The organism is Sphingomonas sp. G5 (assembly GCF_052660795.1).
Genome location: NZ_CP109660.1, coordinates 3,261,762 through 3,287,281, shown reverse-complemented (window position 1 = coordinate 3,287,281; position 25,520 = coordinate 3,261,762). Strand labels below are relative to the sequence as shown.

The 25,520-nt window shown below is 72.2% G+C and carries 19 protein-coding genes; 12 read left to right on the top strand and 7 right to left on the bottom strand.

Translation table 11 applies throughout. From position 1 onward, the window contains the following. The first annotated feature begins 13 nt into the window (after nucleotides 1–13). Together NE358_RS15565 and NE358_RS15560 are read left to right on the top strand one after the other, a co-directional pair. On the top strand, nucleotides 14–1,336 hold the full coding sequence (locus NE358_RS15565; RefSeq protein ID WP_289939932.1) for an MFS transporter: 1,323 nt from the start codon (nucleotides 14–16) through the stop codon (nucleotides 1,334–1,336). A 32-nt stretch (nucleotides 1,337–1,368) separates the two neighbouring features. Further along, nucleotides 1,369–2,055 carry a GNAT family N-acetyltransferase gene (locus NE358_RS15560; RefSeq protein WP_289939931.1) on the top strand — a complete coding sequence of 229 codons (687 nt, stop codon included), beginning with the start codon at nucleotides 1,369–1,371 and terminating at the stop codon, nucleotides 2,053–2,055. A 3-nt stretch (nucleotides 2,056–2,058) separates the two neighbouring features. On the opposite strand, the gene NE358_RS15555 is transcribed toward NE358_RS15560, so the two are convergent. Continuing rightward, nucleotides 2,059–2,268, bottom strand: coding sequence for a multidrug transporter (locus NE358_RS15555; RefSeq protein ID WP_103208010.1), 210 nt, complete (start codon nucleotides 2,266–2,268; stop codon nucleotides 2,059–2,061). A 5-nt stretch (nucleotides 2,269–2,273) separates the two neighbouring features. Then, nucleotides 2,274–3,086 (bottom strand): SDR family oxidoreductase, encoded by an 813-nt coding sequence (locus NE358_RS15550; protein WP_141378374.1) that lies wholly within the window; start codon nucleotides 3,084–3,086, stop codon nucleotides 2,274–2,276. Nucleotides 3,087–3,307: 221 nt separating this feature from the next. On the opposite strand from NE358_RS15550, the gene menC reads away from it, so the two are divergent. The 5 genes from menC to NE358_RS15525 all read left to right on the top strand — a co-directional run bounded on the left by menC (nucleotide 3,308) and on the right by NE358_RS15525 (nucleotide 8,554). After that, on the top strand, nucleotides 3,308–4,441 hold the full coding sequence (menC, locus tag NE358_RS15545; protein ID WP_103208015.1) for an o-succinylbenzoate synthase: 1,134 nt from the start codon (nucleotides 3,308–3,310) through the stop codon (nucleotides 4,439–4,441). Continuing rightward, nucleotides 4,438–5,151, top strand: coding sequence for a hypothetical protein (locus tag NE358_RS15540; RefSeq protein ID WP_103208017.1), 714 nt, complete (start codon nucleotides 4,438–4,440; stop codon nucleotides 5,149–5,151). The genes menC and NE358_RS15540 overlap by 4 nt, the downstream gene beginning before the upstream one ends. Nucleotides 5,152–5,209: 58 nt before the next feature. Then, nucleotides 5,210–6,598 (top strand): glycine--tRNA ligase, encoded by a 1,389-nt coding sequence (locus NE358_RS15535; protein ID WP_103208019.1) that lies wholly within the window; start codon nucleotides 5,210–5,212, stop codon nucleotides 6,596–6,598. 145 nt (nucleotides 6,599–6,743) lie between these two features. Then, nucleotides 6,744–7,754 (top strand): ATP-binding cassette domain-containing protein, encoded by a 1,011-nt coding sequence (locus tag NE358_RS15530; protein ID WP_289939919.1) that lies wholly within the window; start codon nucleotides 6,744–6,746, stop codon nucleotides 7,752–7,754. Further along, nucleotides 7,751–8,554: an ABC transporter permease gene (locus tag NE358_RS15525; protein WP_116239503.1), complete on the top strand. Its 804-nt coding sequence runs from the start codon at nucleotides 7,751–7,753 to the stop codon at nucleotides 8,552–8,554. Before NE358_RS15530 ends, NE358_RS15525 begins: the two co-directional genes overlap by 4 nt. On the opposite strand, the gene NE358_RS15520 is transcribed toward NE358_RS15525, so the two are convergent. Both NE358_RS15520 and NE358_RS15515 read right to left on the bottom strand, forming a co-directional pair. After that, the gene (locus tag NE358_RS15520; RefSeq protein WP_289939917.1) at nucleotides 8,551–11,403 is read right to left on the bottom strand and encodes an ATP-binding protein; all 2,853 of its coding nucleotides are present in this window, start codon (nucleotides 11,401–11,403) and stop codon (nucleotides 8,551–8,553) included. The genes NE358_RS15525 and NE358_RS15520 overlap by 4 nt on opposite strands. Before the next feature lie 10 nt (nucleotides 11,404–11,413). Beyond that, a complete protein-coding gene (locus NE358_RS15515) occupies nucleotides 11,414–12,448 on the bottom strand; it encodes a LacI family DNA-binding transcriptional regulator (protein ID WP_289939915.1) in 1,035 nt (344 codons plus the stop codon). A gap of 210 nt (nucleotides 12,449–12,658) precedes the next feature. Between NE358_RS15515 and NE358_RS15510 the strand changes: the two genes are divergently transcribed. The 3 genes from NE358_RS15510 (at nucleotide 12,659) to NE358_RS15500 (ending at nucleotide 20,116) form a co-directional block, all read left to right on the top strand. After that, entirely contained in the window at nucleotides 12,659–13,909 is a 1,251-nt protein-coding gene (locus NE358_RS15510; RefSeq protein ID WP_289939912.1) for an MFS transporter, read from the top strand. Then, nucleotides 13,906–15,546, top strand: coding sequence for an amidohydrolase (locus tag NE358_RS15505; RefSeq protein ID WP_103208037.1), 1,641 nt, complete (start codon nucleotides 13,906–13,908; stop codon nucleotides 15,544–15,546). The genes NE358_RS15510 and NE358_RS15505 overlap by 4 nt, the downstream gene beginning before the upstream one ends. Before the next feature lie 100 nt (nucleotides 15,547–15,646). Continuing rightward, nucleotides 15,647–20,116, top strand: a complete 4,470-nt coding sequence (locus NE358_RS15500) for an SCO7613 C-terminal domain-containing membrane protein (protein WP_289939910.1) — start codon at nucleotides 15,647–15,649, stop codon at nucleotides 20,114–20,116. A gap of 12 nt (nucleotides 20,117–20,128) precedes the next feature. Here NE358_RS15500 and NE358_RS15495 read toward each other — a convergent pair whose 3' ends face one another. From NE358_RS15495 to NE358_RS15485, 3 genes are all read right to left on the bottom strand, one after another. Next, nucleotides 20,129–20,707 (bottom strand): HhH-GPD-type base excision DNA repair protein, encoded by a 579-nt coding sequence (locus NE358_RS15495; protein ID WP_141378365.1) that lies wholly within the window; start codon nucleotides 20,705–20,707, stop codon nucleotides 20,129–20,131. 88 nt (nucleotides 20,708–20,795) lie between these two features. Next, on the bottom strand, nucleotides 20,796–21,119 hold the full coding sequence (locus tag NE358_RS15490; protein ID WP_289939906.1) for a hypothetical protein: 324 nt from the start codon (nucleotides 21,117–21,119) through the stop codon (nucleotides 20,796–20,798). Nucleotides 21,120–21,503: 384 nt separating this feature from the next. Then, the gene (locus NE358_RS15485; RefSeq protein ID WP_103208591.1) at nucleotides 21,504–22,850 is read right to left on the bottom strand and encodes a glutamyl-tRNA reductase; all 1,347 of its coding nucleotides are present in this window, start codon (nucleotides 22,848–22,850) and stop codon (nucleotides 21,504–21,506) included. 100 nt (nucleotides 22,851–22,950) lie between these two features. On the opposite strand from NE358_RS15485, the gene hemE reads away from it, so the two are divergent. Continuing rightward, entirely contained in the window at nucleotides 22,951–23,988 is a 1,038-nt protein-coding gene (hemE, locus tag NE358_RS15480; protein ID WP_141378290.1) for a uroporphyrinogen decarboxylase, read from the top strand. Beyond that, the gene (gene hemG / locus NE358_RS15475) at nucleotides 23,985–25,493 is read left to right on the top strand and encodes a protoporphyrinogen oxidase (RefSeq protein ID WP_289939901.1); all 1,509 of its coding nucleotides are present in this window, start codon (nucleotides 23,985–23,987) and stop codon (nucleotides 25,491–25,493) included. The genes hemE and hemG overlap by 4 nt, the downstream gene beginning before the upstream one ends. Nucleotides 25,494–25,520: the final 27 nt, after the last annotated feature.

Sequence of the window (25,520 nt, the reverse complement as noted above, 5' to 3'; positions counted from 1 at the left end):
TAGCCTGGAACCCGTGACCAGCACCCTCCGCCTCGATCGGCCGGGGTGGCGCACCTGGACGCTGTGGGGCGTGGGCGTGCTCGCCTACGTCGTGTCGATCATCAACCGCACCTCCCTGTCCGCCGTGGGAGTCGATGCGGCGGTGCGCTTCGGTGCGGATGCCTCGGCGCTGTCGATGTTCGCCGTCATCCAGCTATTCGTCTACGGAGCGATGCAGATTCCCGTGGGTCTCCTGCTCGACCGCTTCGGCGCGCGTCCGATGATCGCGATCGGCATGGTCCTGATGGCCGCGGGCCAGCTCGTCATGGCGTCGGCGGATGCCGTGGGGATCGGCATCCTGGCCCGTGTCCTGATCGGCGCGGGAGACGCGGCGATCTTCCCGAGCGTGCTGCGCGTGATCGCGACGTGGTTCCCCGCACAGCGGGCACCCGTGCTCGTGCAGCTGACGGGGATCATCGGGCAGCTCGGTCAGATCGTCGCCGTGGTTCCGCTGGCCGCCCTGCTGCACGCCACCAGCTGGAGCGTCGCCTTCGGCAGCGTCGCGGGGCTGGGCCTGCTGTTCGCGATCCTCACGTTCCTGATCATCCGCAACCGCCCGCCCGAACGTCGGGCCGACCCCGTCGACACGTCGGTCGACACGCAGACCGGCGCGATCCGCGTGGTGCGGTCGTCGCCCGATCTGCGGCAGGGCTTCCGCGAGTCGTGGGCGCATCCCGGTACGCGCCTCGGCTTCTGGTCGCACTTCGCCACGCCCTTCGCGGGTACGGCGTTCATGCTGCTCTGGGGTTTCCCGTTCCTCACCGCGGGCGAGGGGCTCGAGCCCGCCACGGCGTCGCTCGTCATGACCTCGCTCGTGCTGTTCAGCATTCTCAGCGGTCCCGTGATCGGGGCGCTGTCGAGTCGGCATCCCACCCGCCGCTCCCGCTGGCTGGTGCTGCCGACGGTCGTGTTCCAGGCCGTGATGTGGATCGTCGTGATCGTGTGGCCGGGCCCCGCCCCGGTGTGGCTCCTGATCGTGCTGATGTTCGCGCTGTCGACCGGGGGACCGGCGTCGATGATCGCCTTCGACCACGCGCGCACCTTCACGCCGAGCCACCGGTTGAGCACGGCGACGGGCATCGTGAACGGCGGCGGGTTCCTCGCGGCGCTGCTCGCCATTCTGTTCATCGGCATCGCGATGGACGTTCAGGGAGCCGGCAGCCCCGAGACCTACTCTCTCGACGCGTTCCGCCTGGCCTTCCTCGCCCAGGTGCCGCTCTGGCTCGTGGGCGGGATCGCGATCGTCATCGAGCGCGGGCGCACGATCCGTCACGTCGGCGGAACCCTCCCGCGCTGACCCACACGGGTCACAGTGGAAGGATCGGGAGCATGAGTGCCATCGACATCCGCACGCTCGACACGGTCGAGGGTATTCACGAGGCCGCGCACGTGCTCGACCGCGTGTGGGGTGAGCGGGGCACCATGCCGGCCAACATCCTGCGAGCGCTCGAGCACGCCGGCAACTACGTCGTGGGACTCTTCGACGGCGACGAGATGATCGGCGCCTCGGCGGCGTTCTTCGGCCCGCCGGCCGACCGGTCGATGCATTCGCACATCACGGGCATCATCCCCGGCTACCAGGGCCGCGGTCTCGGGCGCCAGCTCAAGAATCACCAGCGCGAGTGGGCACTCGAGCGCGGCGTCGGCCGCATCACCTGGACCTTCGACCCGCTCGTGGGTCGCAACGCCCACTTCAACCTCGCGGTGCTCGGCGCGCGGGCCACCGACTACCTCGTGAACCAGTACGGCGAGATGGCCGACGCCGTCAACCGCGGCGACGAATCCGACCGCCTGCTCGCCGTCTGGGCGCTCGCCGAACCGCCCGCGCCCACCCCGACGGATGCCGAGATCTCAGCGGTCGTGCCCGTGCCCGACGACATCGAGGCTCTGCGCTCGAGCGACCCGGCGGCAGCCTCCGAATGGCGTCGACGCCTGCGCGACGAGGTGCAGGGGCAGCTGGCATCCGGTCGCAGGATCGGCGGCTTCGACCGACGCGGCTACCTCATCGTCGGGTAGTCGTCACTGCTCGGTGATCGGCGTGTCCTTCTCGGCCGCCGGGTCGCCCGGGCCGGGGCCCGGCCGTACGGCCGCGTCGTCGCGCACGTCGATGCGGGTCACGCCGTCGTGCTCTGAGACGTCGAAACGCGGGGCCGCGTCTTCCTCCGTCGCCTTCGGCGCGCTCGTCAGCTGGTCGTGACGGTTCTCTTCGAAGCTCTTCTCGTCGCTCATCGTTCTCACTCCTCGCCGGCCGAACGCCAGGCGTCCGACTCCATGTGCGATCCCGCCTGCGGGCCCATGTGCAGCATCCCGCCGTCGACGACCCAGCTCGCGCCGGTGACGTAAGCGCTCGCCGGCGATGCCAGGAAGCGGATCACGTCGGCGACCTCGTCGGGCTTGCCCGGGCGGCCGAGCGGGATGCCGGGGCGGTGGGTGCGCTCGGCGTCTTCGGCCGACATGTCGTTGATGGGGGTGGCGATCTCGCCGGGGGCGACGGCGTTGGCGGTGATGCCGTACTGCCCGAGCTCGAGGGCCATCGTCTTGATGAGGCCGCCGACGCCGTGCTTGGCGGCGACGTAAGGGGCGGAACCGACGCGCGGCTGGTGCTCGTGGACGCTCGACACCACGATCAGTCGACCGCCGTTGCCGGTCTTCACCATGCGCCGGGCCGCGGTGTGCAGGGCGAGGAACGCTCCGTCGAGGTTGAGCGAGATGTCGGTGCGCCAGGTGTCGAAGTCGAGGTCGAGGAAGCTTCCGCCGATACCGCCGCCGGCGTTGTTCACGAAGACGTCGAGGCCGCCGAGCTCGTCGGCCATCGCGTTCACGGCATCCGGGACCTTGTTGAACTCGGTGGCGTCGAACTGCGCGACGATCGCGCGCACGCCGCGCTCGCGCACGGCCGCGGCGGTCTCTTCGGCGCCGTCCTTATCGGAGTGGTAGGTCACGGCGACGTCCATGCCGGCGTCGGCGAGGGCGAGGGCGGTCGCCGCGCCGATGCCCGAGTCGGAGCCGGTGACGATCGCGTGGCGGGGGGTGAAGTCAGCGCTCATGCGGCCGACGCTACGCGCGCGTCGGACGGGGGCACGGTCCCTTGCCAGGTGCGCGCGCGGGCGTTACGGTCGCCCGCCCGCCGACGGGGCCCGAGCGAAACTCCTGAGAGATGGGCGGCACCGTCCGTCCGGATCCCGACGACAACGCCCGCAGAGCCGGTTTCTCGGGAGCGTGGCCCACCGCGCGATCGGTTCGCGAACGCGCCCGCTAGCCTGCCGTCATGCCATCGATCCGCCCCGCCGCGCCCGTGACCCTCGATGCGGTCGAATTGCGTGTGCTGCACATGCCGCTCGTGTCTCCCTTCACCACCTCGTTCGGCACCGAGACGGTGCGCGAGGTGATCATCGTGACCGCCGAGACGCCCGACGGCCGCGGCTGGGGGGAAGTGGTGACACAGTCCGAGCCGTCCTACTCCAGCGAGTACACGCAGGGTGCGTGGGACGTGCTGACCCGGTTCCTCGCTCCGGCGCTGCTCGGACGGCGTATCGTCGCGCCCGAGGAGGTCGCCGGCGCGCTGCACCGTATCGTCGGCCACCGCATGGCCAAGGCGGGCCTCGAGCTCGCGGTCATCGACGCCGCTCTGCGCGCGGAAGGTCGCAGCTTCGCGCAGTACCTCGGCTCCGAGAAGACCCGCGTGCCCTCGGGCGTCTCGGTCGGCATCCAGAGCGACCCGGCGGCGCTGGTCGACACCGTCGGCGGCTACCTCGACGAGGGCTACGTGCGCATCAAAATCAAGATCAAGCCCGGTCGCGATATCGACGACACGGCCGCCGTCCGCGAGGCGTTCGGATCGATCCCGCTGCAGGTCGACGCGAACTCCGCGTACACGCTTCGGGATGCCGACACCCTCGCCGAACTCGACCGCTTCGAGCTTCTGCTGATCGAGCAGCCCCTGCAAGAGGACGACCTGGTCGATCACGCGACCCTCGCGAAGAGACTGACGACGCCGGTCTGCCTCGACGAGTCGATCGTCTCCGACAAGGCGGCGGCCGATGCCCTCGCCCTGGGGTCGGCGGCGATCCTCAACATCAAGGCCGGGCGGGTCGGCGGCTATCTCGAGGCCGTCGCGATCCACGACCGCGCGCTCGCTGCGGGTGTTCCCGTCTGGTGCGGGGGCATGCTCGAGACGGGGATCGGCCGCGCCGCCAACGCCGCCCTGGCCGCGCTGCCGGGCTTCACGCTCCCGGGCGACATCTCGGCATCCGCCCGCTTCTACGACCGCGACATCGTCACCGAACCGGCCGTGCTCGACGACGGATACGTGCGCGTGCCGACCGGGCCGGGGGTGGGCGTCGAGATCGACACCGCGGCGCTGGAGCGGTTCACGGTGCGGCGCGAGCGGATCACGCGATGAGCCGGGGCGCCCGGCCGGGCCGTGAGGGGCTCAGCGAGACCTCTGGCGAGGACGTCCCGTGGGGTCGTCCGGCGGTCGACGGCATCCCCCTTCCCCCGTTCCGGGATGCCGCGGCGCACCGGTCGTACGTGCTGTCGTTGCAGACGTTCATCGCCCTGCTCGACGAGGGAGAGCCGGCGCCCACGACCGTCGCGCTGCTCGCCGCCCTCGCCGCCGAGATGCCGCGGAACGATGCCGAGGTGCCTGCGCTGTTGTCGCCGCTCGCTCTCGGCGTGAGCCTGTCGACGTTCTTCCCCGCGCCGTGGACGCCGAAGGCCCTCGCCGGAGCCCTCGCCGTGCGCGGCCCGTTCACCCCGAGAGGGGGAGGGGGAAGCTGGGCGTGGGGCGGCGATCCCGACTATCGGGCGACCATCCACCGCGGTGGATGGTCGATCGAGCGGCACGAGCGTGGCTCGCGCACCCGAGCGACTCTGGCGCACGAGGGCGATCTGGTGCTGCTGTGGATGGACATGTTCCGCAACCGCTTCCCCTACCCGATCGCGCACATGCCGTCGACGCTGGCGGAGAGCCCCGCGGCCCTGGCCGTCGCAGCGCGCGCCACCCGCGGCGCCCATGCGGCGAACACCGCGATGCCGTACCTGCAGAACTGGCGGGCGGAGCGCGATCGGGCGCTGACCGGCGGGCCGGAAGAACACGGGCCGCTTCGATAAACTGGATGCCGCGCACTCGCGCTCGATCCCCACAACTTTCCCGACCATTGGAGCCACCGTGGCCGAACAATCCCGCCTCGACAAGGTCATCGCCCTCGCCCGCCATCGGGGGTTCGTCTTCCAGGCCGGTGAGATCTACGGCGGTTCGCGGTCCGCGTGGGACTACGGCCCCCTCGGGACCGAGCTGAAGGAGAACATCCGTCGGCAGTGGTGGCAGACCTTCGTCCGCGGGCGCGGCGACATGGTGGGTCTCGACTCGAGCATCATCCTGCCCAAGCGCGTGTGGGAGGCCTCGGGCCACGTCGCCACCTTCACCGACCCGTTGGTCGAGTGCCTCAGCTGCCACAAGCGTTTCCGCGCCGACACCCTCATCGAGGACTTCGAGGCGCGCAAGAACCGCAAGGCCGAGAACGGCCTCGCCGACGTGCCCTGCCCGAACTGCGGCACGAAGGGCCAGTACACCGAACCCAAGTCGTTCTCGGGCCTGGTCAAGACCTACCTCGGCGTCGTCGACGACGAGTCGGGCCTGTACTTCCTGCGCCCCGAGACCGCGCAGGGCATTTTCGTGAACTTCTCGAACGTGCTCACGGCATCCCGTCGCAAGCCGCCGTTCGGCGTCGGCCAGGTGGGCAAGGCGTTCCGCAACGAGATCACCCCCGGAAACTTCATCTTCCGAACGCGCGAGTTCGAGCAGATGGAGATCGAGTACTTCACCCCGCCGGCCGAGGCGAACGAGTGGTTCGAGCACTGGGTCGAGGCCTGCTGGAACTGGTTCATCGAGCTGGGCATCGACCCCGAGAACATGAAGCGCTTCGACGTCCCCGAGGACGACCGCGCGCACTACTCCGCCGGCACGATCGACGTCGAATACCGCTTCGGCTTCCCGGGCAAGGAGTGGGGCGAGCTCATGGGGGTCGCCAACCGCACCGACTACGACCTCAAAAGCCACTCCGAGGCCTCGGGCCAGTCACTCACCTTCTTCGACCAGGCCTCGGGCGAGAAGTACACGCCCTACGTCATCGAGCCCTCGTTCGGTCTCACTCGCGCGATGATGGCCTTCCTCGTCGACGCGTACCGCGAAGAAGAGGTGCCCAACGCCAAGGGTGGCACCGACACCCGCACGGTGCTCAAGCTCGACCCGCGCCTCGCGCCCGTCAAGGTCGCCGTGCTGCCGCTCTCGCGCAACGAGCGTCTGTCGCCGTTGGCCCGCGAGGTCGCCGACACCCTGCGCTCGGCCGGGTGGAACATCGACTTCGACGACGCCGGCGCCATCGGCCGCCGCTACCGCCGCCAGGACGAGATCGGTACCCCGTTCTGCGTCACGGTCGACTTCGACTCGCTCGACGACAACGCCGTGACCGTGCGCGACCGCGACACCATGGGCCAGGAGCGCATCGGTCTTGACGCGCTGCAGGGCTACCTGGCGGAGCGCCTGCGCGGCGCCTGACCCGCGAGAACGAGAGACCGGATGCCGTGGCCCGAGGCCGTGGCATCCGGTCTCTCGTCGTCTCGGGGGAGTCGTGACAGCGCCGTGACAGCGCTCCCGCCACCGTGACAGCGGTGCGGCAGAGCCTCCGGCGCATCCTGTCGTCATGACCACTTCATCCACCCGCACTCCCGCGGTCCGAGCCGAAGGGCTCGTCAAGACGTTCGGCGCCAACCGGGCCGTCGACGGCGTCGATCTCGTCGTCGAGGCCGGCACGGTCTACGGCGTGCTCGGCCCCAACGGCGCCGGCAAGACCACCACCATCAGCATGCTCACGACGCTGCTGCGACCCGACGGCGGCCGGGCCGAGATCTTCGGCCACGACGTGGCCCGCGAGCCGCACGTCGTGCGGCAGCTCATCGGCCTGACCGGGCAGTTCGCCTCGGTCGACGAGAAGCTCTCCGCGACCGAGAACCTGATGATCTTCGGCCGACTGCTGGGCCTGTCCCGCGGTGATGCGCGCCGCAAGGCGAGCGAGCTGCTCGAGGAGTTCGGGCTCACCGAGGCCGCATCCCGTCCGTTGGCGAAGTTCTCCGGCGGCATGCGTCGCCGGCTCGACCTCGCGGCTTCTCTCATCGCGCAGCCGCCGCTCATCTTCCTCGACGAGCCGACCACGGGCCTGGACCCCCGCACCCGTGGACAGATGTGGGACACGATCCGCCGGCTCGTGGCATCCGGATCCACCGTCGTGCTCACCACGCAGTACCTCGACGAAGCCGACCAGCTCGCCGACCGCATCGCCGTCATCGACCGCGGACGCGTCGTCGCCGAGGGCACGGCCCTCGAGCTCAAGGCCTCCGTCGGCCAGGCCTCGCTCGTCCTGCGGTTGCAGCCGGGTTCCGACCTCGACGCCGCGCGAGCGACCGTCGGACGAGTGCTCGATGCCACGGCCATCGTCTCGCCCGAGGCCGCGCGCCTCACGGTGCCCATGTCCGACCCCGACCGGGTCACCGACCTGCTCGTGGCGTTCCGCGAGGAAGGACTGCACCTGAGCGAGTTCAGCGTGCAGCAGCCCACCCTCGACGAGGTCTTCCTCACCCTCACCGGCACCGGTGTGCCGACCGACGACACCGCCGCGCGCGAGAGCGCCGCCGACCTGGAAGGAGCCCGCCCATGAGCGCCCTCACCGCCACCCGCGACCTGCCCCGCACCGCGAGCCTCGCGCAGACCCTGCAGAACACCGTCACGATGGCCGGCCGCGGTCTGCTGAAGATCCGCCGCACGCCCGAGCAGCTGATCGATGTCACAGTGCAGCCGATCCTGTTCACCCTGATGTTCACGTACATCTTCGGCGGCGCGATCGCGGGAGACGTGCAGAGCTACCTGCCGATCATCATTCCCGGCATCCTCGTGCAGACCGTCATCACGACTTCGGTCGTCACCGGCACGCAGCTGCGCGAAGACATGGACAAGGGCGTGTTCGACCGGTTCCGCTCGCTTCCCATCGCTCGTATCGCCCCGCTGTCGGGGGCGCTGCTGGCCGACACGGTGCGGTACGCGATCGCGACCGTGCTGACCTTCACGATGGGCTTCATCATGGGTCTGCGTCCGGCCGGCGGCATCTGGGCCGTGGTCGCCGCGGGCCTGCTCGTCATCGCCTGCTCGTGGGCGATCAGCTGGATCTTCGCGTTCTTCGGCGTCATCGCACGCAGCGCGTCGAGCGTGCAGGGCATCTCGATGCTGATCCTGTTCCCGCTGACGTTCCTGTCGAACGCGTTCGTGCCCTCGAACACCATGCCGTCGTGGCTGCAGTGGTTCGTCGACGTGAACCCCGTCTCGCACCTCGTCACCGCGGTGCGCGACCTCGTCAACACCGGCACGGCGGGCTCCGACGTGATCATCTCGCTCGTCGGGGCGGCGGTGATCGTGGCGGTGTTCGCCCCGCTCACGGTGCGCGCCTACATGCGCAAGGCCTAGTCGAGCAACGCGAGAAGGGTCTCGGCATCCACCTTCGAAAGAGCGGGACGGATGCCGACAGCGGGCGCCGGGGTCACCTCGGCGCCCGCTGTCATGCGCTCGCGCACCCACACGGCGAAGGGGGCGCGTTCGTCGGAGCCTCCGCGGACGGCGTCCGCCCGGGCGAGTGCCTCCTCGGCGCGGTCGAGGCGGTCGACGGCCGCGTTCCATCCCGCCACCGTGAGCAGGACGATGGCGATGATGGGATGGTCCCGCGAGTCGGCGGCGCGCGTGAGCCCCGTGCGCAGGACGTCGCGGGCCTCGTCGCAACGCCCCAGGAGCAGCAGAGCCTGGGCCCGCTGCGCGTCGATCCACGCGAGGAACTGATCCGGGATGCCGGGTTGCCCGGCCAGATCGATGCGCTCGATCTGGCGCAGGGCGGCGTCGCCGTCATCTGCGGCGATCTCGATCTGGGCCGCGGTCATGCGCGCCTGCCCCAGCGCGCGAACGGATCCGTCCGCCGCCGCCGCGCGATCGATGTCGGCCGCCCGCCGCCGGGCGAGGTCGAGGCGGCCGAGGCGGAGGAGGATGCCGACCGCCTGAGCCTCCTGCTGAAGCAGATCCGGCGCGGAGGTGAGGCCGCGGATCGCGTCGCCGGAGCGGTCGATGACGGCGAGCGCCTCGTCGAGACGGTCGGCGAGCACGAGCCATTCGGAGCGCAGCTGGCTGGCGAAACCCGTGCCCCACGGGTCGCCGATCATCTCGAACATCTCCAACGCCTTCGCGCTCTCGACTCCGAGCACGTCCATGTCGCCGGAGTTCTGGGCGGCTCCCGCGCGCAGGGCGTGCAGAATCGCGCGCGACCACGGGGGAGCCTCGGCGAGCTCGTCATCGGTCACCTCGACGTGCCAGGTGCGCTCGCCCTCGCCGCCTCCGGCGAGAATCACGGTCGCAGCCAGCCGCAGGAGCGGGGCCACCAGTGCCGTCACCTCGGAGGGGTACTCCGCCGCCGCCGCCTCGAGCTCGGCGCGGCGGACCGCATATGCTTCGGGGGTCACGGTCGCGGTTCGTCCGGCTTCGGGGAACGACGCGGAGAAGAGGGCGAGAGACTCGACCACCACCCGGGCCTCGCTGTCGAGCGGGGCATCGGCGTCGGCGAACTCTCCGACCGCGCGGCGCAGGTCGTCGCCGCGCTCGCGCACCGCCCAGGGCCACAGCAGGCTGCGCAGCAGCGGGATGCCCTCGCTCCGATCGCCCGAGTCGACGTAGGTGCGCAGTGCTGCGGCCAGGTTCTCGTCGTTCGCGTCGAACCAGGCGAGGGCCGCTCGCAGCCCCGGTCCGCGCACGGTCTGCTCGCGCTGTGCGGCGAGACGGGTCAGGACTGCGGCCGCCCGCGCGCGGAACGGCACCTCGTTCCCGTCCTCGCGCAGGCGTTCGAGGCCGTACTCGCGCACGGTTTCGAGCATGCGGAAACGTCCCTCGCGTCGGACGAGCAGCGAGCGGTCGACGAGGGCGTCGAAATCGGCGGCATCCCTGTCGAAGGCGCGAGCCACGGCGGCAGCGTCGGCCGCTCCGATTCCGTCGGGGAACACCGCGGCGACCTGCAGGGCGGTGCGTTCGCCCCCGCCGAGGGTGTCCCAGCTCCAGTCGATGAGGGCACGCAGGGTGCGGTGGCGCTGCGAACTGAGCCGCGGCCCGTTCGACAGCAGCGCGAATCGGTCGTCGAGTCCCGCGTCGATCTCGGCGAGCGACAGGGTGCGGGAGCGGGCGGCGGCGAGCTCGATCGCGAGGGGTAATCCGTCGAGGCGTCGCACGATGCGCTGCGCGGTTTCGCGCTCGTCGTCGTCAGGAACGCGTCCCCGCGCCGACCGCACGCGCTGGGCGAAGAGCGTGGCCGCGTCTTCGGGCGGCAGCGGACCGAGATCGACGAAGGCTTCTCCCGGGATGCCGAGGGGTTCGCGGCTCGTGGTCAGCACGCGCACTCCCGGGCTCATGCGCAGCAGAGCGAGGGCGGCCTCGGCGGCCTCGTGGATGACGTGCTCGCAGTTGTCGAGCACGATCACGACGCGTCGACCGGTGACGGCCTCGGCCACGCGCTCGGCTGCGGTGAGGGACGCACCTGCCGACTCGGGGAGGCGGATGCGACGACCGACCGCCCCCGCGATCGCCGTCCATACGTCTCCCGCGGCGGCCGGGGCGAGCTCGACGACGATCGAGTCGGTGACCGCGCGCACCGTCTCGACGGCGAGGGTGGTCTTGCCCGCACCGCCGGGACCGATGAGGGTGACGAGGCGATCCGTCGTCAGACGTTCGCGGATGGCATCGAGCTCGACCCCGCGACCCACGAGGGCGGTGAGGGCGGCGGGCGTGACATCGGCAGCAGAGAACGACCCTGCCACGGGCGGGGGAGCGGTGGCGACCACGCGCTCGGCGTGCGATCGGTCCTCGAGCAGGTCGCGGACGAGCCAGTCGAACCCGTCGTGCGGGGTCCACACCTCACCGCTCCACAGGGCCAATGCTTCCCGCGCCGGTGCGGCATCGCCCGTGGAGCGAGCCTGGGCGACGAGATCCTGGAAGCAGGTGATGTCGATCGCCGTCCGCGGCAGGTCGAGTCGATAGCCGCCGGGGGCCGATGAGACCGTGCCGGTGGGGAGGGCCCGACGCAGGCGCGAGACGAGGGATTGCAGTGCAGCGCGGGGATCGTCGGGGGTGTCGAGGCCCCAGATGTCCTCAGCCAGGGCCCGGTAGCCCACCGTGGTGCCGGCGTCGACGGCGAGGCGCAGCAGGAGCGACTGCTGCCCGCGGCCGGGCACCGTGACGTGCCCTTCGCCCGTGTCGACGCTCAATCCGCCGAAGAACCGCACCCGCACGATGTCCACCCTAGGTCGCGGGGTGCAGCGTCTCGCCCGGATCGCCCCCGTGTCCGGCCGTGCTGTCGCGCACGACGAGACGCGGGTGGGCGACTCGGACGGGATCGGCGAGGGTCTCGGCATCCCAGACCTCGACGAGCAGCTCGAGGCATGCCGCACCGAGCTCGCGCGCGGCGAGGTCGATCGAGGTGACCGGCGGTGAGAGCAGGGCGTGGGCGGGCTCGTCGACGCAGGCAGCGACGAGCAGGTCGTCGCCGACCCGGCGCCCCGCGCGGGCGGCGGCGGCGAGGGCGGTCGCCGCCGATCCGCTCGGGGCGATGACGACGGCGTCCACGGTGGGGTCGGCGACGATCTCCGTCACCACGGTGGCGATCTCGGCCGCCGTCGGCACGAACGAGACGGTTCGTGACAGGCCGTCGAGGCCGTGCTCGCGGGCCCAGCTCTCGTAGGTTTCGGCGAGTTCCCGGCTCCATGCGGTCCCGTCGGGAGGGAGGACCGCCGCGATGCGCTGCGCCCCGCGCTCGCTCAGGTGGGCGAGCAGACGTCGCAGGGCGGCGGCGTGATCGATGGCGACGCTCGCACTCGTGCGTCCCATCCCGCCGAAGACGTGTTCGCCGCTGACCACGGGACGACCGGAGTCGAGCAGGGCTCGGATGCCGGCATCCTCGATCGAGGCGTCGACCACGACATATCCGTCGACGAACGATGCCGGGGCGCCGCTCGCGGCGTCGTCGCGATGGGGGAGCAGGATCACCGACAGTCCGTGGCGATCCGCGGCATCGACGACTCCGAAGGCGAAGTCGGTGTAGTACGGGAGGTGGGTCGTTCCCGCCGGGAGGTGGAGTCCGACGGCCCCCGATCGGGCGGTGCGGAGGTTCCGGGCGGGCATGTTGACCGAATAGCCGAGGTCGCGGGCGACGGCCGTCACGCGGTCGCGTGTCTCAGCAGACACCCCCGATTTCCCCCGGAGTGCGAAGGACGCGGCGGCGATCGAGACGCCCGCGCCGGCGGCCACGTCGTGGAGCGTCGGCTTGCGCGGGGTCACGAGCAGTAACGTTACCGGACGCGGGATCGGGGTGACCGTGCGGCGACGTCTTGCGGGCTCGCGTACTTAAACGTTTAATGTCAGGGAAACACAACGAGCACGGAGACCGAAACACACGGTCCCTAGCCTCGGGTCACCGGACGCGCTCGACGACGACGCGTCCCGGCCCATCCCGTGTCCGCCGCTCGCCGGCTCCCCCGAGAGGTTCCCGTGTCCACTCCCGTTCAGACCACTCCGACATCCGTCGGCGCCGCCCGGCTCCCCATCCGTTTCCCCACCGCCTCCTCGACGTTCCTCGTCGGTATCGCGGGCTACCTCGGCGTCAACATGTCGCCGTACATGATCGCCGCCGTCCAGGCCGGTATCGGCGCCGACGTGCTCACCGCGAGCTGGATCGTCACCGCCACCCTGCTGCTCACCGCCCTCGTCGGCCTCGCCGTCGCCCCCGCGTGCGCGGGACCGCGCCGCCGCCTGGTCGCGCGGGTCGGCCTGATCCTCGCGATCGTGGGTTTCGGTGCTGCGGCGCTCCTCCCTGCCCTCGTCGTGACCGGGCTGCTGGTCGGCGGTGTCGGCGCGGGCGGGGCCGTCGCCGCCGCGGGTGCCGCGCTCGCCGCGTTCCGCAACCCCGATCGCGTGGCGGGCCTGAACGGTCTCGCCAATCGCGGCCTGATCACGATCATCCTCGCCGTCGTCCCGCTCATCGGTCTCGCCCCGCTCGACGTCTTCGGGTCGATGGCACTGTTCAGCCTCATCGCCCTTCTGACGGTCTCGTGGATGCCGGCAGCCCCGGCCGCCAGCGTGCACGCGGCGGCGGCGGTCGGCGAAGCCGTCCCCATCGAGGTGCCGCCCACCGGAACCCTCCGCACGGCCGCGCCGCCCTCGCGCGTGGTCACGATCGCGGGCTTCGTGCTCCTCGTGGTCTTCGCCCTGTGGGCCGCGAGCGAGGATTCGCTGTGGGCCATGGCCGGGGTCATGGGCGCCGACAACGCCGGTCTGACGCCCGAGGGGCTCAGTCTCGCGCTCAGCGGTGCCACTGCCGGCGGCCTGCTCGGCACGATCGCCCTCGTCGCGGTCGGCGATCGCCTGGGTCGAGGCATCCCGCTCGTCGTGCTGCTGGTGGCCGGCGGCATCCTGAAGATCGTCGAAGGCTCCGTGTCCGACCCGACCCTTTTCGTCGTGGTCTTCATCGCGTGGAACACGATCTACGCGGTCGCCTTCATGTACTTCGTCGCCACCGCTTCGGCCCTCGACGTCGACGGTCGGTGGTCCGGTCCGTTGCTGGCGACCTACCTCGTCGGCTCGGCGCTCACGCCGGTGATCGGCGCATCCCTGGTGGGGTTCCTGGGATACCAGGGCTTCGCCCTCACGCTCGCCCTGGCGAGCTTCGTCCTGGCCGTTCCGGCCGGCATCATCGGCGTGCTCTCCCGACGGCTCGAGCGCGCCGCGAAGGAGGCAGCATGACGCGCACGCTCTACCGCGGGGGGCGGATCTTCACCGCCCACACCGATCCGAGTCGGCAGTGGACGGATGCCATGGCCGTCGACGGCGAGACGATCGCCGCCATCGGATCCGAGGCGCTGGCGTTCGCCGCAGACACGGTGGTCGACCTGGAGGGAGCCGTGGTGCTCCCGGGCTTCACCGACGCCCACACCCACCTGCTGATGATGGGCGCGGCCCTGGCGCAGGTGCCGCTGACCGACGCGCGTTCGCTCGATGCGATCCAGGCGCTCCTTCGCGAGGCGCGCGACGCAGCGCCCGATGCGACGGCGATCTGGGGTCGCGGGTGGCTCTTCGACTCGGTCCCCGGCGGGGCTCCGACCGCGGCGATGATCGACGCCGTCGTCTCCGACGTCCCCGTGTACCTGGATGCCAACGACTACCACTCGTGCTGGGTGAACTCCGCCGCTCTGGCCGAACTCGGCATCACTCGGGACACTCCCGATCCGCTCGGGGGCGAGATCGGCCGCGACGTCGACGGGGAGCCGAACGGCATGCTGTTCGAGACGGCCGCGATCCGGTACGCCTGGGCTCGCCGCGACTCCTCGACGACCGACGCCGAGCGCGATGCGGCGGTCGATCGCGTCATCGACGCATACGTGCGCGCCGGGGTGGTCGGCGTGGTGGACATGGCGTTCAACGAGCACGGCCTCGCCGCCTTCGAGCGGGCGGCGGAGCGGCACGGTGGCACGCTCCCGATCCGGCTCGCCGCGCACTGGCTCGTCGAGAACACGGGCGATCGCGAACAGAACCTCGCGCAGATCGACCGCGTGATCGAGCTGGTGGAGCGCACCCGATCGTCGTGGGTGCGGGTGGTGGGTATCAAGCTCATCCTCGACGGCACGATCGACGCGTGCACGGCGGCGATGGGCGCGCCCTACGCCGACGGATCGAACGCCGCACCCATCTGGCCGCTCATCGACCTCGCGCCGGTCGTGGGCGCCGCCGACGCCGCGGGCCTGCAGATCGCCATGCACGCGATCGGCGACGCCGCGAGCGACGACGCACTCACCGCGCTCGAGCGCGCCTACGCCGCCAACGGCGAGCTGCCCCGGCGCCACCGCATCGAGCACCTCGAGTACGCCGCTCCCGGAACCGCCGAGCGGATGGCACGCCTCGGGGTCACGGCATCCATGCAGCCCGTGCACGCCGACCCGGCGATCTACCCGAACTGGGCCGCCATGCTGGGCGACGAGCGCGCCGACCGAGCCTTCGCGTGGCCGGAGTACGAGCAGGCGGGGACGCTGCTGGCTTTCTCGACCGACGCCCCGACCGCCCCGTACGACGCTCTCGCGAACATGTACGTCGCGACGACCCGGGCCTCTGCGCTGGACACGTCGGTTCCGGCGGTGCATCCCCAGTTCGCCCTGCCGCTGGCCGACAGCATCGCCCACGCCACGCGCGACACGGCGGCCTCGGTGGGCGACGGCGACTGGCGCGGGCGGCTGGCCCCCGGTTTCGCGGCGGATTTCGCCGTCCTCGATGCCGACCCCTTCGCCGAGGGCGCGGCCACGCTGCTGAGCGCGCGCGTCGTGCGGACCGTGCGGGCAGGAGAGACGGTCTTCGAGGAGACGACAGGGGGCTCCGCGCCGCGCCACTGAGCTCGCCGCCCCGGTTGGGGAGGAGGGACGCGGTGGACAACCTCGGCGCCGCCCTCGCACTTCGCTAGCCTGGGGCGACGACCGACGCCGAGGGGGCACGATGACGGAAGTCGACGCTGGGGCACAACTCTCCGGGTTCGCATGGCCGCCGGGGCCGGGCGCACTCGTCGACACCTCGCGCTGCCCGTCGTGCTTCACGCCGATCGCCGCATCCCCGTGTGCCTCCTGCGGTCTCGACCTGACCGATGCGCGCACGGCGCGTGTGCTCGAACTGTCCCAGCGGATCGTCGCGCTCGTCGACGAGCGCGCCGACGTCCTCATGCGGGTGCACCGTGATGCGGAGGCCGCGGCTGCGGCAGCCCGCGCAGAAGACGAGCGGATGCCGGCTCCCCCGGCGCTCGAGCTCCACGCGGTGCTGCCATCCCCGGTGGCGGCGCCCCCGGGCGACTCGATCGCGGCTGCGCCCGCACCGCTCTCGACGACGGCATCGGCTCCGGTCGCAGCCGCCGACGTGGTGTTCGCGCCACCGTCGGGGCCGGTGATCCCCCCGGGGCCGCTGGTCCAGCCGGGACCAGGCTCCCCGGCCGTGCCCCCGTCCGACGGTGTTCCCCCCGTGGAGCCGTCCTCACCCGTCCCCGCGGGGCCGTCCGCGCCCCGGCGTTCGAGCGTCCAGGTCTTCCTCCTGTCGGTCGGCGTGGTCCTCCTCGCCGTGGCCGCGGCCTTCTTCCTCACCGTCGCGTGGATCAGCGGCGGCCTCGTCCTGCGCTCCGTCATCATCGGACTCGTCACGGCCGCGATCATCGCCACCGCGTCGTTCCTGCGCCGACGCGGTCTCGGCGCCACCTCCGAGGGCATCGCGCTGCTCGGGATCGCTTTCGTGGCTCTCGATGTCTGGGCCGTCCGCGCCAATGACCTGGGCGGGGCGGCGAGCCTCGAACCGAGCGTGTACTGGGGCGCGACGACGGTGGTCGCGGGTGCCGCGTTCGTGGGCTGGTCGCGTCTGTCGCGCCTGCGCGCTCCGCTCTCGGTCGCCGTCGCGGCCCTCGCGGTCGGGCCCGCGATGCTGGTCGCCGGTCTCTTCACGCGCGATGCGGCCCTCGGGTGGTACGCGTGGGGGCTGGTGCTGCTGCTTCTGGCCCTCGCGGCACCGTTCGCGCCGCTCCTCGCTCGGGCTCCTCGCCCGGCGTTGACGATCGAGATCGCGGTCGTCCGGGGTCTCGCCGCCGTCGGTGCGGTCGTCGCGATGACCTCCGCCCTGATCGTCGACCCGCGCAGCACGGCGACCCCCGCGGTCCTCGGTGCGGTGCTCGCCCTCGGTCTCGCCCTCCACGCCCGGTCGTTCGCGCGCCGAGGTGCCGCGAGCCTGGCGCCGACGGCCGCGGTAGCCGCGGTCGTCGTCCTCGGGGTGGAGATCGCGGGCACGGTCGTCCGTGCGGCCGACGCGACCCTGTCGGTCACCGTCCCGGTGCTCGTCGCCTCGGCCGTCGCGCTGGGGCTCGACGCCGCCGCGCGTCGCGCCGCTCCGGGCCTCGGGCGGACGACCGTCGTCGTCGCTTCTCTGGCCGCGGCGATCGCCGCCGCCGTCGCCGCGATCCTGCCGCTGGTCGCCGCGATGAATGCTGTCGGAGCCGTGGTGGTTCGGTCGATCGTCGTCTTCGGGCGGTCCGCCCTCGACCTCGATGCCCCGGATGCCGTCAGCACGGCGGCCGTGATCGCACTCGCGGCAATCGTCCTGCTCGCGGTCGCGGTCTGGCGTCTGTCGGGATCGTGGGCGCAGCGCCGCACTCCCGCGCTGATCGCCGGGGCGGCCGTCGCTCTGCTCGCGGGACCTCAGCTGCGTGTCGTGATCCTCGTGGTCGCCTGGTACCTGGCGCTCGCCGTGGTCGCCGTCATCGTCCTCCGCCGCCGTCGCGGCGACATCTCCCTCGCCGCGGTCGGGGGTTTCCTCGCCCTCGGCGCGGGGTGGTTGTCGTCGTTCTCCTCTCCGCTCGCGTGGGGGCTGTCCAGCGTCGTGGTCGCCGCCGTGCTCGCCGCGGTCGCCGGCGCGCATCCCGGTATCCGGGTGCCGTCCACGGTCGGGGTCGTCCTGTTCCTGTCGGGGAGCGCCGTCCTCGTTCCCGGGGCGCTGCGCGCCGGAGCCGACCTCGTCATCGCCGGCGCCACGCCGACCACGGTTCCTCTCGCGATGGCATCCCTGTGTCTCGTCGCCGTCGTCGCCCCGCTCTGGCGACGGCGGGGTCTCGACGTCGCGCAACGCAGCGCCGGCGTCGTCGCCGCCCTGTCAGCGATCGTGGTGGTCGCCGCCCCCGCGCTGTGGTTCCGCACGGGCACCGCGGCCGACGGCTGGATGCTCGTGTGCGCGCTGGTCGCCGCGGTCGCGTCGGCGGCTGTCCTCACGACGCCGTACCGGCCGTGGCGCGTCGCGCGGCCCTTCGCGGCGATCATGACGCCCCTGCTCGTCGCGGGCGCGGCCGGTTCTGCGCTCCGGCTGATCGAGCCGCTGCCGCTGGTGCCGGCGATCGTCTATGCGGCGATCGCCCTCGTCAGCGCCGCGGCGGCCCTGCGCCTCCTCCGCGCGGACACGTCCACCCGTGCCTGTCTCGACGCGGGGGCCGCGCTCGTGGCCGCCCTGTCGATCGTCGTCGTCCCCTCGCAGGGAGTCCGGTGGCTTCCGCTCCTGCTCGCGGCGGTGACCGCTGTGCTGTGGGCGACCGACGGCGACGGTCTCTTCCGCTCTCGCGGTCCGCGCCGGCACCTCATCTGGCTCGCGCTCGTGCTGGGCACCCTCGCGCTGTGGACGCGACTGTTCTGGCAGCAGACCGAGACCGTCGAGCTCTTCACCGTGCCGGTCGGCATCGCGCTGCTCGGCATCGCGGCCGGTCACGAGCGCGCTCGGCGGCTGGGAGGGGATCGTTCCGCGGTCACGCCCGCGGTGATCGCCGCCGCGGGAACCACCGTCGCGCTCGCTCCCAGCGCCCTCTCGGCCCCGGGAGATCTCGTCCACGTGCTGGCGGTTGCGGTCCTCTCGGCCGCGGTCCTGGTGGTCGGGGCCTGGGTACGTCCGCCGCGGACCCCCGACGAACTCCCCGTCGCGGTCGCCGCCGCCGGGGCGCTCGCGCTCGTGCTGCTCACGGTCGCGCAGCTCGTACGCTCCGTCGACCGGGGCGGCATCGGCATCGCGGATCTCGTGGTCGTGGTGTCGGTCGCGGCGATCGGCGCAGCCGCCGCGGGCGTCGCGCGACGCCCGGCCCCGTGGGCGGGGTCGTCCGCGCGCAGCGCTCTGGTCGGGGCCGCCGCACTCCTCGCGCTCGGATCGGCTGTGCTGGTCGCCGTCGACGGCGGCCCGATCGGGCGCATGGTGATCGCGGTCGTGCTGCTCGGTGCCGTCGGCGTCGCCGCCCTGCGCGTGCGCCACCGGCTCGGGGGAATGCCGCTCGCGATCACCGCGCACTCCGGAGCGGGCCTCGTCGCCCTCATCGGCGTGGGGGCGGATGTCCGCCCGATCGAGTGGGCGACCGTTCCTCTCGCGCTCGTGTGGATCGCTGCCGCTCTCTTCGACCGTCGCCGCCCGGTCGCCCCGGCCTCGGTGCTGTTCGCCGTCGGCGGTGCGGCGGTCGGACTCCTGCCCTCAGCGGCGCTCGCCGACGCGTCGCTGGTGCGCGCGATCGGCGTGACGCTGGCGGCGATCGCCGTGCTGGTGGTCGGGGCTGTTCTGCTTCGCGGCGCGCTCGCCCCGCTGGCGACCCCGCTGATCGCCGTCGCCTCCCTCGGGCTGATCGTGGCCGCGTCGCTGCGCGGCCTGCACCAGCTCGCGACCGCGCTGTTCGACCTCTGGCTCGTCGCCGCGACCGTTCCTCTGGTGGTCACGGCCGTCCTCCTCCGCCGTCGGCGCACGGACGTCCTGCCCGGGCTGTCCCAGGCTCTCGCGATCGCCGCTCCCGCTGTCGCGGTGGCTCTCACCGCCACCCGTCTCTCGGCCACGGGCGAGGGCCCCCTGCGTCTGGTCGTGACGCTCGTCGCCGTCCTCGCCGTCGGTCTGTGGTGGCGGGATGCGGCCGTGCGGTGGGCCGTGATCGGCCTGTCGGCCGTCCTCGCGCTCCTGGCGATCGTTCTCGGCAGTGCCGATCCCGTGGAGGCGGCCACGGCGCCGCTCGCTGCGGCGCTCCTGGTCCACGGCATCCGGACCCTCCGTCAGCGTCCAGCGTTGCGGACGTGGCCGGCACTCGGTATCGGTCTGGCGCTGCTGCTCGTCCCCTCGCTGCTGTTCGACTTCTCGAGCGGCAACGCGCTGTGGCGCGTCCTCGCTCTCGGCGTCATCGCTCTGGCGACGCTGCTGGTCGGTGCCCGGTTCCGGTGGCAGGCCCCGGTTCTGCTCGGCGGCATCGTGCTGATCGTCCACGCCGTCGCCCAGCTCTGGCCGTGGATCACGTCGCTCTACGAGAGTGCCTCTGGCCTGTGGTGGCTATGGCTCGGCATCGCCGGTGTGCTCCTCATCGTGATCGCGGCCACGTACGAGCGCCGCATCCGTGAGGTGAGGGCGGTCGCCCTCGCGATCAGGTCTCTCCGGTGAAGGAGGCAGCGTTTACGTCGTCGTCGCGTCCTTCGCGGCCGCTTTCGCGGCCCGCTTGGTCTCGCGCACCTTGGTGAGCGACTCCGGGTCCACGATGTCGGCCACCGAGCGGAACGAACCGTCCTCGCCGTAGGGGGCCGACGCCTCGCGCCAGCCGGCGCCGTCGAAACCGCGCTGCTTGCCGAGCAGGGCGAGGAAGATCTTCGCTTTCTGCTCGCCGAAGCCGGGGAGCGCCTTCAGGCGCTTCAGCACGGTCTTGCCGTCGGGATCGTCGCGCGTCCACAGGTTCTCGGCCTTGCCGTCCCAGTCCTCCACGATCGCCGCGCAGAGCGCCTGCACGCGCCCCGCCATCGATCCCGGGTAGCGGTGCACCGCGGGCGACTGCGAGAACGCGGCGGCGAAGTCGTCGGGGTCCTGTTCCGCGATCGTGCCGGCATCCATCGACCCGGTGCGCTCCTGGATCTTGAGGGGCCCCGCGAACGCCGTCTCCATCGCGACCTGCTGGTCGAGCAGCATGCCGATCAGCAGAGCGAGCGGATTGCTCGACAGCAGCTCGTCGGCGGCGGGGTCGTCGGTGATGCGCAGGCTCATGGGACCATTCTCGCGCGTCCGCTCTTGTCCGGGCGGTGTTCCCCGCGGGGCCACACGCCGCTGACGGCGTCGGACCGGCGACGAGGTGTCAGCCGGATGCCGTCTCGTCGCCCACCGGGGCCGCGTCGGGCTCGGCGATCCACTTCCGCGCGAAGGGCACGGCATCCATCGATGCGAGGTCGGCGGTGACCTCGGAGATCTGCTTCTCGAAATGCGAGACACTGCCCGGCTTCAGCCGTCTGACGAGCGATCCGTCGACCCGACGAATCACGGTCTCCGACACCGACGGTGCGTCCTCCTCGACCTGCAGCAGCCCCAGCACGAGCGTCGCCGCCCACCGCGGCGCGTTTCCGCGCCGACGTTCTCCCGCGACGGAATAGACCTCGGATGCCGGTGTGCCCACGGCATCCATCCTGCCCGACGGTCGTGGAAAGTCGGGGGGCATGCTCGGGGGAGGGGATTTTGGGAGGGGAGGGTGGATGCCGCGTGTGCGGTCCTCCGCTCGCGTCGTGTCCTCCCTGCTCGGGGCGCGTGCCGCAGCGCGGGAGTTTGCTCGGGGGGAGGGGATTGCGGGAGCGGAGGGTGGATGCCGCGTGTGCGGTCCTCCGCTCGCGTCATGTCCTCCCTGCTCGGGGCGCGTGCCGCAGCGCGGGAGTTTGCTCGGGGGGAGGGGATTTTGGGAGGGGAGGATGGATGCCGCGCCTGCGGTCCTCCACTCGCGTCATGTCCTCCGCAGCCCAGGCGGACGCGCCCGCGCGACAAACGCCCGAGGGCGGAGTGCGCGAAGGCGGGGCCCTCAGCCCGCGTCGGCGATACCGCGACGCTCGGCGACCGAGGCAGCCGAGCCGGCGGGGTCGGCGACCTCGATGCCGAACAGTGCCGACAGGGCGTCGATGTACTCGTCGGCGCGACCGGTCTCGGCGAGTTCGTGCGCGCGGGTGGTCGGGGTGTGCAGCAGCACGCCGACGAGATGGCGGAGCGCCTGCTCGGTCTGGCCGCCCTCGTCGCCGCGGGCGCGCACGCGGGCGACCTCGGCGTCGAGCACACCGAAGACGTGCGCGCGCAGGGCCACGACGGCGGGCGTGATGTTCTTGCGTTCGCCGACCGAGGTGAAGCGGCGGGCGGCGTCGCGCACGAGGTCGCGCGCGGCGTCGGTGGCCTGCAGCTCCTCGAGCGGGGCGTGCAGGCGGATCGTCTCGAGGTCGAGCAGGTCGACGCCCGGGACGGTGGCGACGTCGGGGTCGACGTTGCGGGGCAGACCGAGGTCGATCACGAGTCGGCGCGCGGTGTGGTCGACGGGGCACACGCCCGCGGCGCCGTCGACGGCGGTCTCGTACGCGCCCCGACCCGCGGCGAAGGTCGCGGCGCTGAGCACGTGGTTCTCGCTCGTGGTGCAGGTGATCACGAGATCGGCGTGGGCGACGGCGCTCGGGAAGGTCTCCGCCGAGACGGCCCGCAGGCCGTGCTTGACCGAGAATTTCGCGGCCCGGCCCGACGGTGAGTAGACCGAGATGTCTTCGGCGCCCTGGTCGCGCAAGGCTGCCACGGTGGCGGCGGCGTAGGCGCCGGTGCCGACGAGCAGCACACGCTGGGTCGACCAGTCGGCGATCCGGCTGTCGGCGAGCTCGAGGCCGAGGCGCACGAGGGAGCGTCCGGCGCGACCGATCGCGGTGGAGTTCTTGACGCCGCGCTGGGCTTCGGACGCGCGCTGGAACAGGCGCTCGAGTTCGGCGGAGGTGGTGCCGAGCTGACGCGATTCGTTGAGGGCGCGGCGAACCTGGCCCGCGATCTCGCCCTCGCCGACGACGACGGATTCGAGACCGGATGCCACCGAGAACAGGTGCTCGGCCACGTCGCTGCCGCCGAGGACGGTGTAGGAGCCTTCGAGCTCGCTGGCGGGGACGCCGGTGGCGGACTCGATCGCCGCGAGGGTGGCCTCGATACCCAGGGCGACCGCGGCGGTGACGGGCTCGTCCATGTCGACGTACGCCTCGAAGCGGTTGCAGGTCGCGACGACGACGGCGCCCTGGACGCACTCGTCGTGCTCGGCGATCAGGGGGGCGACGGGTGTCGCGGGTACGCTGAGCCGCTCGAGGAGATCGAAGGACGCGGTCTTGTGACTCGCGCTGACGCACAGCAGCACATCCATATTCTACGCTCGCGTTCCCCGGGGTATTCCGGGCGGCCTCTCGACGTCAAGGCATCCCCCGTCTTCCCCAGGCGCGGGTGGAAGGATGGATGCCATGGCCTCCCTCGACGCGCCCCTGCTCCGTGCCCTCCGTGGCGATCGTCCCGAGCGGCAGCCGGTGTGGTTCATGCGTCAGGCGGGGCGTTCGCTGCCCGAGTACCGCGAGCTTCGTGTGGGCACCCGCATGCTCGACGCGTGTCTGACTCCCGACCTCGCGGCGGAGATCACCCTCCAGCCCATCCGTCGCCACAAGGTGGATGCGGCCATCTTCTTCAGCGACATCGTGGTGCCGCTGCGTCTGGCCGGCGTCGACGTCGTGATCGAGCCGGGTCGCGGCCCGGTGTTCGCCGACCCCGTCCGCACTGCCGACGACGTGGCGCGGATCACCGCGATCGACCCCGACGACGTCGCCGCCGCGGCCGAGCCGGTGCGCGAGGCGGCCCGGCGCGTCACCGCCGAGCTCGACGAGGCGGTTCCCCTCATCGGGTTCGCCGGTGCCCCCTTCACCCTCGCCGCCTACCTCGTCGAGGGCGGGCCGAGCAAGGAGCACCTGCGCGCCCGCGGCATGATGCACGCCGATCCCGCGTCGTGGCACCGCCTGGCCGGCTGGCTCTCGAAGGTCTCGCGCGCCTTCCTCGATGCGCAGATCGCGGGCGGAGCGCAGGCCGTGCAGCTCTTCGACTCGTGGGCGGGGTCGCTGTCACCCGCGACGTTCCGCGAGTTCATCGCCCCGCACTCGCACGCCGCCCTCGAGGGCATCGAGGTGCCCCGAATCCACTTCGGCGTCGGCACCGGCGCCTTCCTCGACGACATGCGTCTCGGCGGTCTCGCCGACGCGGTGGGCGTCGATTGGCGGATGCCGCTCGACGAGGCGGCGACGATCGTCGGCCCCGACGTCACTCTGCAGGGCAATCTCGACCCGGCCCTGCTGGGTGCTCCGTGGCCCGTGCTGGCCGCGCACGTCGACGACGTGCTCGCCCGTGGTCGCGCGGCGCGCGCGCACATCCTCAACCTCGGCCACGGCGTGCCGCCCGACACCGATCCCGAGGTGCTGACCCGCATCGTCGCCCGCGCCCACGGAGAAGACGCGTGAGCGAGCCCCTCGACCGGCTCGTCCGTCACGCTCACGAGACGCGGGTCGTCGTCGTCGGCGGCGGCATCTCGGGTCTGGTCGCGGCGCGCGAGTGCGCGAAGGTCGGCCTGCAGGTCACGGTGCTCGAGGCATCCGAGGTGTTCGGCGGAGTCCTCCGCAGCGCCGAGGTCGGCGGGATGACGCTCGACGTCGGCGCCGAGAGCTTCGCGACGCGCGGCGGCATCGTGCGAAAGCTCCTCGACGAACTCGGTCTGTCAGACGACATCGTCTCGCCCAACCCGGCGGGCGCGTGGGTCGCGGGTGTCCCGGGAGTCGGGGCGGCGCCGCTGCCGAAGGGCGGGGTGCTCGGCATCCCCGACAATCCTTTCGCCCCCGATGTGCGACGCGTCATCGGCTGGTCGGGTTCGTGGCGGGCGTACCTCGATCGTCTCCGTCCTCCGCTGACGATCGGTCATGCGCACAGCCTCGGAAAGCTGGTGCGGTCGCGGCTGGGTGCGCGGGTGCTCGAACGCCTGGTCGCTCCGGTCACGAGCGGGGTCTACTCGGCTCGCCCCGACGACATCGACGTCGATCTGGCGGCCCCGGGGCTGAACGCCGCGCTCACGCGGACCGGGTCGCTCACGGGTGCCGTCGCCGACCTCCGTGCGAGCCGCGCGGCCACGCGTCCCGCCGAGGCTCCGGCCTCCGACGTCCCCATCGTGTCGGGCGGTGCCGCGAAGCCCGCCGCCCCGGGCGGCGCGGTCGAGGGGATCGCCGGGGGCATGTCCCGTCTCGTCGACGCTCTCGTCGCGCACCTGCGCGACAGCGACGTCGAGGTGCGCACCGGGGTCTCCGCCCGTTCCCTGGCTCGCACCGACGACGGCTGGGCGGTTGCGACCTCCGCCGACGACGAGCCGCTGCCGGCCCGGGCCGTGATCGTCGCCCTCCCCGAGGGGCCGGCGCGCGAACTTCTCGCTCCCGTCGTCCCCGGTCTCGAGGTGGGCGACCCGGTCGCTCCCGTCGTCGAGGTGGTCACCCTGGTCGTCCATGCCCCCGCGCTCGACCGGGCTCCGCGCGGCACCGGAGTGCTCACCGTTCCCGGAAGCCACGTCGCGAAGGCGCTCACGCACTCCACGGCGAAGTGGGATTGGGTTCGGGATGCCGCTGAGCCCGGCATCCACGTCGTCCGCGTCTCGTTCGGAGCGCAGGGCGAAGAGCCCGCGACCGCCGGCCTCGACGACGACGCGGCCGCCGCCCTGGCCCTCTCGGAGGCCTCGGCGATGCTGGGTGTCGAGTTGTCGGCATCCGCTCTCCGCGACGCCCATCGGGTGCGCTACGTGCAGTCGCAGCCCGCGGCGACCATCGGGCGGGCGGCTGAGACCGCTGCCGCGCGGGGCGCCGTGCGAGCCGTGCCGGGTCTCGGCGTCACCGGCGCGTGGATCTCGGGCACGGGACTCGCCCAGGTCGTCCCCGACGCTCGCGATGAGGCCGACCGTGTGCGCAGCGATGCGCTCTGGTCGAGCTGAACGCGATCCCTACTCGACCGGGTCGCC

Excerpts from the sequence above, each read along its gene's own strand:
- NE358_RS15560 (WP_289939931.1), top strand. The coding sequence starts at position 1,369 with ATGAGTGCCATCGACATCCGCACGCTCGACACGGTCGAGGGTATTCAC.
- NE358_RS15555 (WP_103208010.1), bottom strand. The coding sequence starts at position 2,268 with ATGAGCGACGAGAAGAGCTTCGAAGAGAACCGTCACGACCAGCTGACG.
- NE358_RS15550 (WP_141378374.1), bottom strand. The coding sequence starts at position 3,086 with ATGAGCGCTGACTTCACCCCCCGCCACGCGATCGTCACCGGCTCCGAC.
- menC (WP_103208015.1), top strand. The coding sequence starts at position 3,308 with ATGCCATCGATCCGCCCCGCCGCGCCCGTGACCCTCGATGCGGTCGAA.
- NE358_RS15540 (WP_103208017.1), top strand. The coding sequence starts at position 4,438 with ATGAGCCGGGGCGCCCGGCCGGGCCGTGAGGGGCTCAGCGAGACCTCT.
- NE358_RS15530 (WP_289939919.1), top strand. The coding sequence starts at position 6,744 with ATGACCACTTCATCCACCCGCACTCCCGCGGTCCGAGCCGAAGGGCTC.
- NE358_RS15525 (WP_116239503.1), top strand. The coding sequence starts at position 7,751 with ATGAGCGCCCTCACCGCCACCCGCGACCTGCCCCGCACCGCGAGCCTC.
- NE358_RS15505 (WP_103208037.1), top strand. The coding sequence starts at position 13,906 with ATGACGCGCACGCTCTACCGCGGGGGGCGGATCTTCACCGCCCACACC.
- NE358_RS15500 (WP_289939910.1), top strand. The coding sequence starts at position 15,647 with ATGACGGAAGTCGACGCTGGGGCACAACTCTCCGGGTTCGCATGGCCG.
- NE358_RS15495 (WP_141378365.1), bottom strand. The coding sequence starts at position 20,707 with ATGAGCCTGCGCATCACCGACGACCCCGCCGCCGACGAGCTGCTGTCG.
- NE358_RS15490 (WP_289939906.1), bottom strand. The coding sequence starts at position 21,119 with ATGGATGCCGTGGGCACACCGGCATCCGAGGTCTATTCCGTCGCGGGA.
- hemE (WP_141378290.1), top strand. The coding sequence starts at position 22,951 with ATGGCCTCCCTCGACGCGCCCCTGCTCCGTGCCCTCCGTGGCGATCGT.